Origin of the sequence: Knoellia remsis, from assembly GCF_003002895.1 — a bacterium.
GTDB classification, from domain to species: domain Bacteria; phylum Actinomycetota; class Actinomycetes; order Actinomycetales; family Dermatophilaceae; genus Knoellia; species Knoellia remsis.
In genome coordinates, this window is the sequence record NZ_PVTI01000012.1 from 60,396 (window position 1) to 75,336 (window position 14,941).

The 14,941-nt window shown below is 71.1% G+C and carries 12 protein-coding genes; 4 read left to right on the plus strand and 8 right to left on the minus strand.

Annotated features, from left to right (window positions below; genetic code table 11):
* Positions 1–7 precede the first annotated feature (7 nt).
* Entirely contained in the window at positions 8–775 is a 768-nt protein-coding gene (locus BCF74_RS08770; protein ID WP_106297581.1) for an SDR family NAD(P)-dependent oxidoreductase, read from the minus strand.
* 370 nt (positions 776–1,145) lie between these two features.
* Between BCF74_RS08770 and BCF74_RS08775 the strand changes: the two genes are divergently transcribed.
* From BCF74_RS08775 to BCF74_RS08785, 3 genes are all read left to right on the plus strand, one after another.
* Complete coding sequence (locus BCF74_RS08775; RefSeq protein WP_106297582.1) at positions 1,146–2,441, plus strand: serine hydrolase domain-containing protein; 1,296 nt, start codon at positions 1,146–1,148, stop codon at positions 2,439–2,441.
* A gap of 95 nt (positions 2,442–2,536) precedes the next feature.
* Positions 2,537–3,322 carry an exodeoxyribonuclease III gene (locus BCF74_RS08780; protein ID WP_106297583.1) on the plus strand — a complete coding sequence of 262 codons (786 nt, stop codon included), beginning with the start codon at positions 2,537–2,539 and terminating at the stop codon, positions 3,320–3,322.
* Entirely contained in the window at positions 3,322–4,200 is an 879-nt protein-coding gene (locus BCF74_RS08785; RefSeq protein WP_106297584.1) for an alpha/beta fold hydrolase, read from the plus strand. Before BCF74_RS08780 ends, BCF74_RS08785 begins: the two co-directional genes overlap by 1 nt.
* A gap of 182 nt (positions 4,201–4,382) precedes the next feature.
* Here the strand turns inward: BCF74_RS08785 and BCF74_RS08790 are convergent, their stop codons facing one another.
* The 5 genes from BCF74_RS08790 to BCF74_RS08810 all read right to left on the minus strand — a co-directional run bounded on the left by BCF74_RS08790 (position 4,383) and on the right by BCF74_RS08810 (position 11,961).
* Positions 4,383–6,020: an MFS transporter gene (locus BCF74_RS08790; RefSeq protein ID WP_106297585.1), complete on the minus strand. Its 1,638-nt coding sequence runs from the start codon at positions 6,018–6,020 to the stop codon at positions 4,383–4,385.
* Positions 6,001–6,696: an LppX_LprAFG lipoprotein gene (locus BCF74_RS08795; RefSeq protein WP_106297586.1), complete on the minus strand. Its 696-nt coding sequence runs from the start codon at positions 6,694–6,696 to the stop codon at positions 6,001–6,003. Before BCF74_RS08795 ends, BCF74_RS08790 begins: the two co-directional genes overlap by 20 nt.
* Positions 6,697–6,856: 160 nt before the next feature.
* A complete protein-coding gene (clpB, locus tag BCF74_RS08800; protein WP_106297587.1) occupies positions 6,857–9,448 on the minus strand; it encodes an ATP-dependent chaperone ClpB in 2,592 nt (863 codons plus the stop codon).
* Positions 9,449–9,642: 194 nt separating this feature from the next.
* A complete protein-coding gene (locus BCF74_RS08805) occupies positions 9,643–11,118 on the minus strand; it encodes an LCP family protein (RefSeq protein ID WP_170070190.1) in 1,476 nt (491 codons plus the stop codon).
* 30 nt (positions 11,119–11,148) lie between these two features.
* On the minus strand, positions 11,149–11,961 hold the full coding sequence (locus BCF74_RS08810; protein WP_170070191.1) for an SGNH/GDSL hydrolase family protein: 813 nt from the start codon (positions 11,959–11,961) through the stop codon (positions 11,149–11,151).
* A 132-nt stretch (positions 11,962–12,093) separates the two neighbouring features.
* On the opposite strand from BCF74_RS08810, the gene BCF74_RS08815 reads away from it, so the two are divergent.
* Positions 12,094–12,906: an SGNH/GDSL hydrolase family protein gene (locus BCF74_RS08815; RefSeq protein ID WP_106297612.1), complete on the plus strand. Its 813-nt coding sequence runs from the start codon at positions 12,094–12,096 to the stop codon at positions 12,904–12,906.
* Between the two features lie 226 nt (positions 12,907–13,132).
* Here BCF74_RS08815 and BCF74_RS08820 read toward each other — a convergent pair whose 3' ends face one another.
* Positions 13,133–14,218 (minus strand): glycerophosphodiester phosphodiesterase family protein, encoded by a 1,086-nt coding sequence (locus tag BCF74_RS08820; protein ID WP_106297590.1) that lies wholly within the window; start codon positions 14,216–14,218, stop codon positions 13,133–13,135.
* 132 nt (positions 14,219–14,350) lie between these two features.
* Positions 14,351–14,860, minus strand: a complete 510-nt coding sequence (locus BCF74_RS08825) for a gluconokinase (RefSeq protein ID WP_106297591.1) — start codon at positions 14,858–14,860, stop codon at positions 14,351–14,353.
* Between the last annotated feature and the right edge of the window lie 81 nt (positions 14,861–14,941).

The window sequence follows — 14,941 nt, forward strand, 5'->3', positions numbered from 1 at the left end:
GCCCCAGTCAGTCGCTCGGGCGGTGCGCCGAGCGCGACTGCCGACGCACGAGCGGCCGCGGCAGGACCCGCAGCGCACCCACGATCGCCTTGTACTGCATACCCGGCACCGAGACGACCTTGCCCTTGTCGGCGTCCGCGAGCGCATCACGGACGAGCCGCGGGGCATCGAGCCACATGAACTCCGGCATGCGCGTCATGTCGAGGTCGGCCCGCTCGTGGAACTCGGTGTGGGTGAAGCCGGGGCACAGCGCGGTCACGCCGACCCCGGTCCCGGTGAGCTCGGACGCCAGCCCCTCGCTGAAGACCGTCACCCACGACTTCGACGCGCTGTAGGTGCCCGAGGCGATGAACGACGCCACCGAGGACACGTTGATGATCTGCCCCCGTCCGCGCTCCCGCATCGCCCGCCCGGCCGTATGCGAGAGGACCAGCACAGCCCGGGTAAGCACGTCGAAGACGGCTTCCTCGGCGGCGACGTCGTTGTCGAGGAAGCGCTGCTTGAGGGAGTAGCCCGCGTTGTTGACGAGGACGTCGACGGGGTCGTCGGCCGAAGCCACGCGCTCCGCGACCCGAGTCAGCGCCGCGCGGTCGGTGAGGTCGGCGGTCAGCACCTCGACGTCGATCCCGTGCTCGGACCCGAGCAGGTCGGCGAGCTCGTCGAGGCGGGCGGTGTCGCGCGCGACGAGGACGAGGTCGTGCCCGCGCGCCGCGAGCTGGACGGCGAACTCCCGGCCGATCCCGGCCGTCGCCCCGGTCACCAGTGCAGTGCTCATATCGCCATCCAACACGACCTTCCCGCATACCGTCCTTCCCGTATGCCGGCTCGTCCCGTATACCGTCCCGTCCCGTATGCCGTCCCGTCCCGTATGCCGGCCTTCCCGTATGACGTCCTTCCCGTATGCCGGCCCACGCGGACCGTGGGACCCGCGCCCACCCACGTGCCCCCCGGTGCACGACTGATTGCGCACAGTTCGCATCACCCGTGCAAACTGTGCGCAATCAGTCAGCCGGTCTGGAGTGGCGGCGGCTCCGTCGGGAGGCGGGCGCACGGTTCCGTCGCGCGAGGGAGGTGCTGCCGGCGCGACGTCGCCAGAGTGGAGACACCAGCGCACGACCTTCGCCGACTCACCCAGGGGAGCATCCATGACTGCACGCCGCCAGCGACCTGCCCGCCGAGCCCTCGCCACCGTCGCCGTCCTCGCGTCGGGACTGACGACGATGACGGTCGCGAGCGTCATACCGACGTCTGCGGCCGCGGCCGACCCGCGTCCGGACGCGAAAGCCTTCCTGCGGCAGGCCACCCAGCCGGCACCGCTCGCCTCAGCGGGGCGCCCCGAGGCACTGCGGGGCGGCCAGCGCAGTGACCTCGCGGCGGCGGTCCGCGGTGTCGTCGCCGACGGTGCGGTCGCAATGACGGTGCGTGCCGAACGCGACCGGTTCGCCCTCGGCGCGGCCGACGGGCTCCGGCAGTGGGGCGAGAGGCCGCCGGCCGGCAGGAACAGCCCGTTCCGCGTCGCGAGCAACACCAAGATGATGGTGGCGACCCTCGCGATGCAGCTCGTCGAGGACGGCACCTGGTCCCTCGACACGACCGTCGAGGACGTCTGGCCCGGGCTCATCCCCGGCCGGGGCGACGAGGTGACCATCGAAAACCTGCTCCAGCACTCGTCGGGCATCCCCGACGGCGTCTTCCCCGTGGTGACCGCCAACACGGACGGGCCGACGATGGCGGATGCGGTCGAGGCTCTCGAAGCCGACTACGAGCCGGAGCAGGTCCTCGAGGCCGCGCTCGCCCAGCCGTGGACGTTCGAGCCGGGCACGCAGGCCGTCTACTCCAACACCGGCTACATCGTGCTCGGCATGCTCCTCGAGCGCGCCACCGGTGCCCCGCTCGCACACCTGTTGCGCGACAACGTCTTCTGGCCCGCGGGGATGACCGGCACGGCATACCTCACCGAGACGGGGCTGCCCAAGCCCGCGCTCGTCGACACGATCACGGCCGACGGGCAGACCTACGACCTCGACGGGTTCGACCCCGAACTCTTCGCCGCCGCGGGCGCGGTGGTGTCGACGACGAAGGACCTCAATGCCTTCACCGAGGCGCTCGCCACCGGCCGGCTCGTGAAGCCGGCGACGTTCGAGCGGATGCGCCGGACCCGGCCGGTGCAGGTCACCGTCGACCCACAGGGCTCGCCGGTGCGCGTCGACTACGGGCTCGGCGTCTACCGGATGCCCGACCCCTGCGAGCCGGGGCAGTTCCTCTGGGGCCACGACGGCGCGACGTTCGGGACGTTGAGCTACGCGGTGACCTCGCTCGACGGCACCCGGCAGGTGAGCGCCGGGTGGACGGGGCGTGAGTACAACACCGACGGCAGCGTCTCCTACAACCCGATGGAGGCGATCGACGCCGCGCTGTCGGCGACCTGCGGGCGAGGCTGAGGCTGACGCGACCCATCGCCGGGCGAGCACCGGCCCAGCGTGATCTGGCCGACGGACCCGTGAAGTTACCCGGGGTCGTCACCTAGGCTGGGCCGGTGCGGATCGCCACGTGGAACGTCAACTCCATCCGGTCACGGATCGACCGGGTCGAGGCGTGGCTGCAGCGCAGCGACGTCGACGTCCTCGCCATCCAGGAGACGAAGTCGCGCGAGGACCAGTTCCCGCACGACCGCTTCGAGGCGATGGGGTATGCCGTGGCGCACCACGGCCTGAACCAGTGGAACGGCGTCGCGATCGCCTCCCGCGTCGGGCTCGAGGACGTCAGCCGCGGCTTCCCCGACCTGCCGCAGTGGGGTGAGCCGCCGGCCGCGGAGGCGAGGGTCATCGGCGCGACCGCGGGCGGCATACGGCTCTGGTCGGTCTACGTCCCCAACGGGCGGCACCTCGACGACCCGCACATGCAGTACAAGCTCGCGTGGCTCGAGCAGCTGCGCGCCCAGACCGCCGCGTGGGCCGCCGAGGGCGGGCCGTTCGCGCTCATGGGCGACTGGAACATCGCGCCGCGCGACGAGGACGTGTGGTCGATGGAGTACTACCTCGACAAGTCGCACGTGAGCCCGCCCGAGCGCGCCGCCTTCCAGGCCGTGCTCGATGCGGGCGTCGAGGACGTCGTCCGCCCGCACACGTCGGAGCCGGGCACGTACACCTACTGGGACTACCAGCGGCTGGCGTTCCAGAAGCGCCGCGGCATGCGGATCGACTTCATCCTCGCGTCGCCGCCGCTCGCCGCCCGCGTCGTCGGCGCGGCCATCGACCGCGAGGAACGCAAGGGCAAGGGCGCGAGCGACCACGCTCCCGTCGTCATCGAAGTGGAGGACTGATGAGCACGACGAGCAGCACCGGATGGAGCCGCGTCCTGTCGATCCCGGCAGCGGGCGGCGCGACGATCTCGGCGACGGAGTATGCCGCGCCGGGCACCCCTGCGGACGACACGCCGACCGTCGTCCTCGCGCACGGATGGACGTTGAGCCGCAAGAGTTGGGAGCCGGTCATCCGTGCGCTCCAGGCCGAGCGCAACGTGCGCGTCGTCGCGTACGACCAGCGCGGGCACGGCCGTTCGACGTGGGGATCGGTCAAGGCCCAGCCGATCCGCGAGCTCGGCAACGACCTCGCCACCGTCATCGCGGCCGTGGCGCCGGAGGGGCCGCTCGTGCTCGGCGGCCACTCCATGGGCGGGATGACGATCATGGCGTATGCCGGTCAGCACCCGAGCGCGTACGCGGACCGGGTGCGTGGCACGGTGCTCGTCGCGACGTCGGCGGCGATGGACGGGCGCAAGCCGGTGCCGGGCGAGAAGTTCTTCATGGGCATCGCGTCCAAGGCGCCGGTGGCGTTCCCGGGCCTGCCCCTGCCGAAGGCCATGCACCGACGAATGATCTTCGGGGAGAACCCTCCTCGCGACGGCGTGCGCGAGGCGACGCGCCAGATCACCCGCACGAAGATGGCGACGACGGGCCGCTACTTCCACTCGCTCGCGGCGCACGACGAGCTGGCATCGCTCGAGGCCGTCGGGGCTCGGCCGACCCGCGTCATCGTCGGCACGAAGGACTCGCTCACGCCGGTGCGCTGGTCGCGCACGCTCAACGAGCGCATCCCCGGCTCGGAGCTGACGGTGCTGCCGGGCAAGGGACACATGCTCACCTATGAGGCGACCGACGTCGTCGTCGACGCCCTCGTCGAGGCCATCGACCGCACGTGACCATGTGGACCGGACCGACCGACATGCAGTACGTGTGCTGAGCCGGGCACGCGGCGTTGTGCCACGCACGACCACGGCCCGCGTCGCCCTCTTTGCACGTCCGTCGGTCCACCCACCTGTCGTCGCAGCTCACCACTGATTGCGCAGACGTCGCACCACCGACGCGAACTGTGCGCAATGGGTCAGCGTGAGTGGGAGGTGCGGCGGAGGCCGAGGGCGAGGCTGGCGAGCGCACCGGCCAGGGCAGCGACGGCGGCGCCCCGGAAGACCCACTCGACCTGGACGACGGCCGCGTCGAGCAGCGCCTGCCCGTCGGTCTGGTCGGGCAGCGCGGCGATGGCGGCGTAGTACTGGTGCAGCCCGATCGCGGTGAGCAACGCGAGCCCGACGACCATGCCGATCATCCGGGCGACGACGACGAGCGCGCTCGCCGTGCCGTGGGCGTCGGCGGGTGAGTCGGCGAGGGCGGCGTTGTTGACCGGTGCCAGCGCGAGACCGATGCCGAACCCCACGAGGGCGAGCACGACCGTCGACGACCAGTGGTCGAGCGACCCACGCCCCCACGTCGACATGGCGACGAGCCCGACGGCCGCCAGCGCCAGCCCGACCCCACTGACGAGGCCGTCGCCCAGCCACCGCAGCGACCACCCGCCGAGCAGGGCCCCCACCGGCACCGCGACGAGGAACCGCACGAGCACGAACGCCGCAACCGTCTCGCTCTCGGTGTGCACGAGCCGGGCCAAGAGCGGCACGTCGACGATGACGGCGACGAGCGCGACGCCGACGCAGAGCGAGACGAGCAGCGCCCACCGGGTGCGCCCGACGACGACACCGCGCGGCACGAGCGGATCGCGGGCCCGCCGGTGGTGCAGCAGGTAGAGCACGGCGAGCACGACCGCGACCGGCAGCAAGGCGAACCCGAGTGGCCCGACGACCTCCTTCTCGGGGTCCGACGCGGCGAACGTCAGGACGATGCACCCCAGCGCACCACCGAGGAGGAGCGCGCCGAGCAGGTCCGCGCGCCGCAGCACCTCACGACCCGACCACAGCCACGCTCCGACGGCCGCGACCGCCAGCACCACCGCCACCACCCCGATCGGCGTCGCCAGTCGCGACGTCGACCCACCGAACGGCACGAACGGCACACCCCAGGTCACCGACGTCGCCAGCACCGCGGGGGCCGCGAGCGCGAGCCACCCCGCGCCGACGGCCAGGAGCGCAAGGAGCGCGGGCAGCGCACGCGGCCGGGACGGCATACCGCCACCGACGACCACCACGGCGGCAGCGAGCGCCACCCCGAGAACCGCATTGAGCCAGAAGATCGCCCGCCAGTCCGCCACGGCGAGGACCGCGGCACCCAGCACGGGACCGAGCACCGAGCCGAGCTCCTGCACTGCACCGACGACACCCAGCGGAGTCCCCCGCCGGTCCCGTGACCACAGCTGCGCGACGATCGCGAGCGTCGCCGGCACGAGCCCACCACCGCCGACGCCCTGGATCACTCGCCCGGCGACGAGGACCGGTAGCTCGACGGCCAGCGCGGTGATCGCCGACCCGATGACGAAGACGGCGAGGCACCCGAGCAGAACCCTTTGGCGCGCCACGAGATCCGCGAGCCGGCCGATGAGCGGCAGCACCGCGATGTAGCCGAGGAGGAAGCCCGAGACGATCGGTGTGGCCCGCTGGAGCGAGTCGATCCCGAGACCGACGCCGGCCATCATGTCGGTGAGGGCGAGGACGACGACGTAGGTGTCGGCGGCCGCGAGCGCGACGGCGACCGAGGCGGTCGCCAGCAGTGCCCTAGGGGCGGGTGATCTCAACCGGCGTCCCGTAGTCCTTGAGGCGCAGCGTGTAGGTGGACGTCGCGCCGGTGAAGAACGGCCCGGTCAGCTCGGCCCTCTGGACCGTGTCGTCCTGCCCGATCCCCCACGTCACCCGGAACTCGCCGGTGCCGTCGCCGAGGCTGAACAGCTCCTTGATGCGAGCGCCCGGGAGGGTGCCGGAGTACTGCTGCACGACGACCGCTCCGTCGCGGATCTTGTCTCCCGCCGTGGGGTTCGCGGTCTCCACGAGCAGCTGCGAGACGCCGGTCCCCGGGTCGAAGAACTTCGACGGGTTGGGTGCCCCGAGGGTCGAGAGGTCGATGGGGTTGTAGTCCGGCGTGAAGAACTTCATCCACGCGTCGTCGCCGATGGTGATGACCTCGGCCGACCCGCCGACGCCCTTGATCGTCGCGGTGACGGTGCCCTTGAACTTCGGCTCGGTCGGGTTGATCTCGCCGACGCCCTGGGCTCCGGTGACGCCGTTCTCCGCCTGCGGCACACCGCTGCTCGTGAGGGTGAGGTTGACGAACTTCGCCCCGTCGAAGGCCGTCTTCGCCGCCGCGAGGGCGGCCTTGGGGTCGGCCTGGGCGTCGTCCGCTCCCCCTCCCCCGGAACAGCCGGAGACGAGGAGGGCGGCGACCGTCACACCGGCCAGCAGAGCGCGTCGTCGCATGCGGCCACCCTACTGGCCGGTCAGCGCGGTCCCGGCGCACCTCGTCCGAGACCCGGCTCACGACGCAGCGGAGCCGGTATGCCGTGGCGCGCCACGGCATACCGGCTCTGCGTGCGCGTCGCGCACCGCGAGGGGCGAGGTGGGAGACGCGAGGTGCGGATCAGCGGACGGTGAGGCCGTCCCCCGACTCGTCGACGTCGACAGTGACGGCCTGCCCGTCGCGCACCTCACCGGAGAGGATGGCGCGGGCCAGCCGGTCGCCGATCTCCTTCTGGACGAGGCGGCGCAGCGGACGGGCGCCGTATGCCGGGTCGTAGCCCTTGTCGGCCAGCCACTTGCGCGCGGCGTCGGTGACGTCAAGCGTGATGCGGCGGTCGGCCAGGCGCGACTCGAGCGCGCGGACCTGGAGGTCGACGATGTGCGCGAGCTCCTCCTGCGACAGCGGCTGGAAGATGATGACCTCGTCGAGCCGGTTGAGGAACTCCGGCTTGAAGGCCGAACGCACCGCCGCCATGACCGCGTCCTCCTTGGCGTCCGGCTCCATCGTCGGGTCGATGAGGAACTGGCTGCCGAGGTTGCTCGTCATGACGAGGATCGTGTTGCGGAAGTCGACCGTGCGGCCCTGTCCGTCGGTGAGGCGGCCGTCGTCGAGCACCTGCAGCAGGATGTCGAACGTGTCCGGGTGGGCCTTCTCGATCTCGTCGAAGAGGACGACCGAGTAGGGCCGGCGGCGGACCGCCTCGGTGAGCTGGCCGCCCTCGTCGTGTCCGACGTAGCCGGGAGGGGCACCGATGAGCCGGGCGACGGCGTGCCGCTCGGAGTACTCCGACATGTCGATGCGGACCATCGAGCGTTCGTCGTCGAAGAGGAACTCCGCGAGCGACTTGGCCAGCTCGGTCTTGCCGACACCGGTCGGGCCGAGGAAGAGGAAGCTGCCGGTCGGCCGGTTCGGGTCGGCGATGCCGGCCCGGTTGCGGCGCACGGCGTCGGCGACGGCATTGATCGCCTTCTCCTGGCCGATGAGGCGGGCACCGATGATCGACTCCATCGCCATGAGCTTGGCCGTCTCGCCCTGGAGCAGGCGACCGGCGGGGATGCCGGTCCACGCGGAGATGACCTCGGCGATGTCGTCGGGTCCGACACGGTCCTTGACCATCGGCCCCTCGGAGTCGTCGCCGTCCCCACTGCCGGAGCCGCTGGACTTCTCGGCTTCGCTGGCGGCGGCGAGAGTCTTCTCGAGCTCGGGGATCTCACCGAACTCGATCCGGCTCGCGGACTCGAAGTCGTACTCGCGGCGGGCCTTCTCGAGACGGGTGCGGGCCTCGTCGATCTGGGCCTTGATGTCGCCGACCCGGTTGAGCCCGGACTTCTCCGCCTCCCAGCGGGCGGTGAGCGAGGCGAGCTCCTCGTTCTTGTCGGCGAGGTCGGCGCGCAGCTTCGCGAGCCGCTCGACCGAGGCGTCGTCGGACTCGCGCTCGAGGTGCAGCTCCTCCATCTTGAGCCGGTCGACGGCGCGGCGGAGCTGGTCGATCTCGACGGGGCTGGAGTCGATCTCCATGCGCAGTCGCGAGGCCGCCTCGTCGATGAGGTCGATGGCCTTGTCCGGCAGCTGGCGGCCGCTGATGTAGCGGTCGGACAGGCTTGCCGCGGCGACGAGCGCGGAGTCCTCGACCTCGACCTTGTGGTGCGCCTCGTAGCGCTCCTTGAGGCCGCGCAGGATCGCGATGGTGTCCTCGACCGACGGCTCGGGGACGAGCACCTGCTGGAAGCGCCGCTCGAGCGCGGGGTCCTTCTCGATGTGCTCCCGGAACTCGTCGAGGGTGGTCGCGCCGACGAGCCGCAGCTCGCCGCGGGCGAGCATCGGCTTGAGCATGTTGCCGGCGTCCATGGCGCCCTCGCCGGACGCACCGGCGCCGACGACGGTGTGCAGCTCGTCGATGAACGTGACGATCTGGCCGTCGCTGGCCTTGATCTCCTCGAGGACCTCCTTGAGGCGCTCCTCGAACTCGCCGCGGTACTTCGCACCGGCGACCATGGCGCCGAGGTCGAGGCTGATGAGCCGCTTGTCGCGCAGGGACTCGGGCACGTCGCCGTCGACGATGCGCTGGGCGAGGCCCTCGACGACGGCGGTCTTGCCGACGCCGGGCTCGCCGATGAGGACGGGGTTGTTCTTCGTGCGACGCGACAGGACCTGGACGACGCGGCGAATCTCCGAGTCGCGGCCGATGACGGGGTCGAGCTTGCCCTCGCGGGCGGCGTCGGTGAGGTCGGTGCCGTACTTCTCGAGGCCCTCACCGCCCTCGGCGGGGGTCTCGCTCTCGACCTTGCGACCACCGCGAGCCGCGTTGATCGCGGCCTCCATGTCGGCGGCGCCGCGCTTCTCGACGGCGGCGAGGTTGCCGGTCTCGGCGAGCGCGAGCAGCAGCAGGTCGACGGCGAGGAAGGAGTCGCCGCGAGCGCGCATCAGGGTGTCCGCCTGCTGCAGCACGGCGAGAGCCGCACGGCCGAAGGTCGGCGCCTGGGCGGCACCGGAGGTCGCGGGCAGGGTTCGGATGCGCGCATCGGCCTGGGACAGCACATGCTGGGCACCGGTGCCGGCGGCCTGCAGCAAGGCATCGGCCTGCGGGGTGTCGAGCCGGATGAGCGAGCTCGTGATGTGGTCGGGGGTGATCTCGGGGTTGCCGTTCTGCTGCGCCTCGCGCTGCGCGAGCGCGAGCGCCTCGGCGACCTTGGCGGTCGGCTTCAGCTCCATACGGTTGATGTTCTCCTGTCGTGGACGATTGGTCTACTGGAGACAACAACGCCAAAGTTGAGCGCATTCCGCTCAACTTCGAGTCGTGGACTACTTTTGTTGGCTTTTGTTGGCCGTATGCCGGCCACGCAGAGCGCGGGACCCGCGCTTCTTGAGCCGTATGCCGGCCCGCGCGGCGCGTGGGACCGCGCGCCTCAGCAGGTGGCGGCGAGGTCCTGGACCTCGTCCGTGGGCGCGGTCGGCGTCGGGCTCGACGGCTCGTCCGTCGGCTCCTCGGTGGGCTCCTCCGACGGGTATTCCGTGCTCTCCGAGGGGCTGGGCGACGCCGGCGTGGTCGGCTGCGGGTCGATGGCCGACTGGACGAGCTCGCGGATCTCGTCGAAGTCGGGATCGGTGACGTCGACGACCTTGTTCGTGATCGGCAGGCTGCGGATCGTGCCCTTTTCCTGGATCGTGCCGACGAGATCAGCCCAGGCAGGCAGCTCCGAGGTCGGGATGTCGACGGTGACGTTGTTCTTGACCACCTCCGCCAGGGCTGGGTAGTTCTTCAACAGCTCGGCCGGGTTCGCCTGCGAGAGAATGGCGCCCGTGACGCACCGTTGCCGGCGCATCCGGCTGAAGTCGTCGCTGCCGGCGCGCGAGCGGGCATACCAGAGCGCCTTCTTGCCGTCGAGGCGCTGGCGACCCGGCTCGATCCACTTCTCCTCGTCGTTGGAAAAGATGATCCGCCCGTTCCTGAGCTGACAGTCCATGCACACGCGCTCCTGGACGTTGACCTCGACCCCCCCCATGGCGTTGACGAGCGCCTCGAACCCCTTGAGGTCGACGACGAGGGTCCGGTCGATGTCGAGCCCGAGGATCTCGCCGATGACGTCGCGCGTCGAGCGCAGGCCGGGGTTGTCCTCACCGGGGAAGAGGTCCGGGTTGTCCGTGGCCAGCGTCCAGATCCCGTTGAGGAGGCACTCGTCACCGCAGTCGTAGCCGTTGGGCCACAGCTGCGAGAGCGGGTTGCTCGCCGGGATGGGCACGCGCTCGAGGTTGCGCGGAAGCCCGAAGAGCACGGTGTCCCCGGTCGTGGTGTCGATGCTCGCGACCATCATCGAGTCGGTGCGGACCCCGATGCGGTCGGAGCCGGCATCGGACCCGAGCAGCAGGACGTTCACCCGCGGTTGCCCGGCCCACTCGTTGGCGTCGGACTCGTCGGCGTCACCGGTGAGCACGCTCACCACGTCGCGCTGGATCGTGAGGTATTGCACGGCCTTGGCCGCCGGGGCCAGCACGACCAGGCAGCAGGCGATGGCGAACAGGCTGCGCCAGCGACCACCCGGTCCCTCGTGGTCGGTCTCGCGCGCGGTGAGCAGGATGCCGAGGCACCACAGGATCGCTCCGACGACGACGATGACGAGGAGGGCGATGAGCAGGGTCGGGCGCACGGCGAGGTCGAGGGCTGCACCGAGGAGGCCCTTGCGCCACGCATAGAACAGCGCCAGCAGCACGACGAGCGCCGACGACAGGAGCAGGAGCACACCGAAGGGCCGCCGCCGGGTCGGGATCAGGCCGGCGCCGGGCAGCAGCGTGCTCAGAGCCGTCAGGCCATAGAACCGGCCATTGCGCGGGTCGGCCGACCGGCGTCGCACGGGCTCGGGACGCCGACTCTCAGGTGTGGGCACCGGCTCATCATGCCGCCTGACCATGAGAGTTCAGCGTGGGTTCGCTGAACACGCCGGTGACACGTGATCTGACCCGGTCCACGGCAGCGACTCGGCGGGGCGGACCGGCACCGCCCACTTCGGCGCGACGTGCTCACGGCGGGACGCGCGAGTCGCCCAGCGAGCGATGTGCGGGGCGGCGTGCACCCGCCACCACTCGACCTCGTCCGCGAGCAACCGCGCCGGCCGACGACGCGGCACCGGGTCCAGGGGCGGGGGCTCGGACGATGCAGCGAGGCCGAGGAGCTGGGAGACCTCCGACGCGAGGCGCAGGTGACCGAGGGCCGAGGGGTGCACGCGGTCGGCCGCCCACAGCCGGGTGTCCTGCCAGGTCTGGCGGCCGGACACGTCCGCGACGACCGCACCGTGGTGCGCCGCCATCTCGCGCAGCCCGGCGTTGAGCGCTCGCACCCGGGCCCGCACCGGCCGCAGGACGGGCGACCCACTCACCTCGAACCCGGTGAAGACCACGACCGTCGCGACCGCCGCGAGATGCGCCAGCACCTCGTCGAGCGGGGCGAGCACGTCGTCGAGGCGCATCACCGGTCGCAGGATGTCGTTCCCGCCGGCCCACACGGTGACGACGTCCGGCCGCAGCTCCAGGGCCGTCGGCAGCTGCTCAGCCGCGACGTCGCGGGCCGTCTTGCCGCGCAGTGCGAGGTTGGCGTAGTCCGACGTCGCGTCGAGTGCCGCGAGGCGGGCCGCGACGAGGTCGGCCCAGCCGCGCAGCCCGTTGGGCCACGCCGGGTGGGGGTCACCGACTCCTTCGGTGAGCGAGTCGCCGAGGGCGACGAACCGGGCCACGACCGGACCGTATGCCGTCCGCTCCCGTCCGCAGTAACGGTGCGTTGACGTGTTCGGGACGACTGGGCGAACTCCCGGCGACGGGGCGCACCCGGCGTTGAGCCGCACAGGAGTCGTGACCACCATGTGCTCATGCAGCCCGGACGCTTCGTCGCCGTCGGCGACTCCTTCACCGAAGGGGTCGGCGACCCGAACCTGCACTACCCCAACGGGTTCCGCGGGTGGGCGGACCGCATGGCCCGACAGCTCGGCCGGGCCGATCCCGCGTGGGAGTACGCGAACTTCGCGATCCGCTCCAAGGTGCTCGACCAGGTGGTCGACGAGCAGCTCGACGACGCGCTGGCGCTCACGCCCACCCACATCTCGTTCTACGCCGGCGGCAACGACATCCTCTCGTTGCGCTCGGACATCGGAGCCCTCATGAGTCGCTACGAGCTCGCGCTGAAGCGACTCGTCGACAGTGGCGCCCACGTGCTCGTGTTCACGGCCTTCGACACCCGGACGACGGCCCTCCTCGAGCCGCTGCGCCGTCGGGTGCTCACCTTCAACGACGCCGTTCGCGACCTCGCCGCGACGCACGGCGCGACCCTGCTCGACCACACCCTCATGCGCGAGTACGACGACCGCCGGCTCTGGGCGCCCGACAAGATCCACATGAACCGGCATGGGCACAAGCGGATGGCCGCGTTCGTGCTGCGCGAGCTCGGCATCCCGCACACCCTCAAGGTGCGCGAGCTCGACGAGTGGCAGCCGCGTGGGTGGCGGCGCGCGGTCCAGGAGGAGACGTTCTTCCTGCGCACCGAGGTCGCACCGCTCGTGCGGCGCCGGCTCACCGGTCGCTCGGAGGGCGACCTCGCCCAGCCGAAGTGGCCCGAGCCGATCCGCCCGGCCGACGGCATGAAGCGCCTCGCCCGCCGTCAGGCCCGCGCCCGCCAACCCCACTGATTGCGCACAGTTCGCACCACCCACGCGAACCCTGCGCAAGAAGTCACCACTGATTGCGCACAGTTCGCACCCCCGACGCGAACCCTGCGCAAGAAGACACCACTGATTGCGCACAGATCGCACCACCCACGCGAACCCTGCGCAATAAGTCGCACTGATTGCGCACAGATCGCATCACCCACGCGAACCCTGCGCAATAAGTCGCCAGTGTCAGCGGGCGCCAGTGTCAGCGGGCGGGGTAGGGCTTGGGGAGGCGCATGCCACGCTCGGCCATGATCGCCCGCAGCCGGTCCGGGTAGTTCGTGATGAGCCCGTCGACCCCCGCGTCGAGCAGCGCCTCCACCGTCGCCGGGTCGTCGACGGTCCACGGCACGACCTTGAGCCCTCGCGCGTGGGCGGCGTCGACCATCTCGGCCGTGGCATAGAACCGGAACCCGGGCTGACCGACCGTGCCGTTCTGCGGGAACCCGTAGTTCGGCGACAGCGTCGTGACGCCCTCGATCGAGTCGGCAGCCGCCACGAAGTCGCCACCGAAGTCGTCGGCATCGATGCCGCCGAGCCACGGCGACGCGCCCGGCTTGCCGACCTGGAGGAAGTCGTAGTTCGTCAGCGCGACGAGCGGCCACGACGGTGCAAGCCGGTGCATCTGCATGAGCGCACCCCAGTCGAAGGACTGGATCGTCACCTGCTTCTCGAGCCCGCTGGCCCGGATCTCCTCGAAGACGCGCCGCACGAAAAGCGTTCTGGGAGCGGTCTGTTCGGGCGCACCCGCCTCGACCTTGGTCTCGATGTTGAGCATGACCTGCCGCGCCTTGCGCTCCGCGACGAGCGCCAGCACGTCACGCAGCTCGGGCATCCGCGCCCCCTCGACGACCTCCTGCTCCGGGAACCCCGCAAGCTGCTGGTAGCCGCAGTTGAGCGTCTTCACCTGGGCCAGCGTGAGGTTGGTGATGTAGTCCCCGACATACGGGAACTCGGGGTCGCCCGCGAACGCCGGCGCCGTGTCGACGCACTTCTGGGCGCTCACCTGACGGTCGTGCGTCACGATCACCTTCTCGTCCTCGGTCACCTGCGTGTCGAGCTCGAGGGTGCTCACCCCGAGGTCGAGCGCCGTCGCGAAGGCCTCGAGCGTGCTCTCCGTCGTGAGCCCGATGCCGCCACGGTGGGCCTGCAGGTCGAACTGGGTCTTCTGCGGCAGCACCTTCGGGCCGGTCGGCTCGGGCGGGGCCGCGGCGGCAGGGCCCGCGACCGCGAGCGCCGGAGCGACGACGGCAGCAGTGAGACAGGTGGCGAGGACTCGACGTGTGGTCATGCCTCGACGCTGCCACGCGCGACCCGCCCCCGCTCGGTCAGCGAGGTGACCACCCGGCGAACTCTGCGTGACCCCGGTGGCGAGCGGCCGGCATACCGATGAAGAACCGCGACCGTATGCCGGTCGCGCGCCTCACAGCGCGAGGCGCCGGACCGCTTCGCTCACCAGCTCCTCGGGGGACTTGCGCACGTCGAGGACGACCCCCGACTCGTCCGGACCGAGCGGCTCGAGGGTGTCGATCTGCGACTGGAGCAGTTCGGGCGGCATGAAGTGCCCCTTGCGACCACTCATGCGTTCGCGGATGACCTCGGCCGGACCGTCGAGGTGGACGAAGTCGAGGGACGGCGGCCCCTCGCGCAGCAGGTCGCGATAGGTCCGCTTCAGCGCCGAGCAGGTGATGATCGTCGACTCCCCCGCAGCGGCCCGCTCGACCATCCAGTCGCGCAGCGCCCGTAGCCACGGCCAGCGGTCCTCGTCGGTGAGCGGCACTCCGGACTCCATCTTCTCGATGTTGGCCTTGGGATGGAACTCGTCGGCCTCGGCGAAGGTCAGCCGCAGGCTCGACGCGTCGGCGATGCCGCGGGCGATGGTCGTCTTGCCGCTACCGGAGACGCCCATGACGACGATGTGCCTGGTGCTCATCGGGCGAGCCTACCCAGCGAGCGACTTCACGCACTGGGGGGTTGCGGAGAAGCGGTTCTCGGCGGATGGTGTCCCAGCACA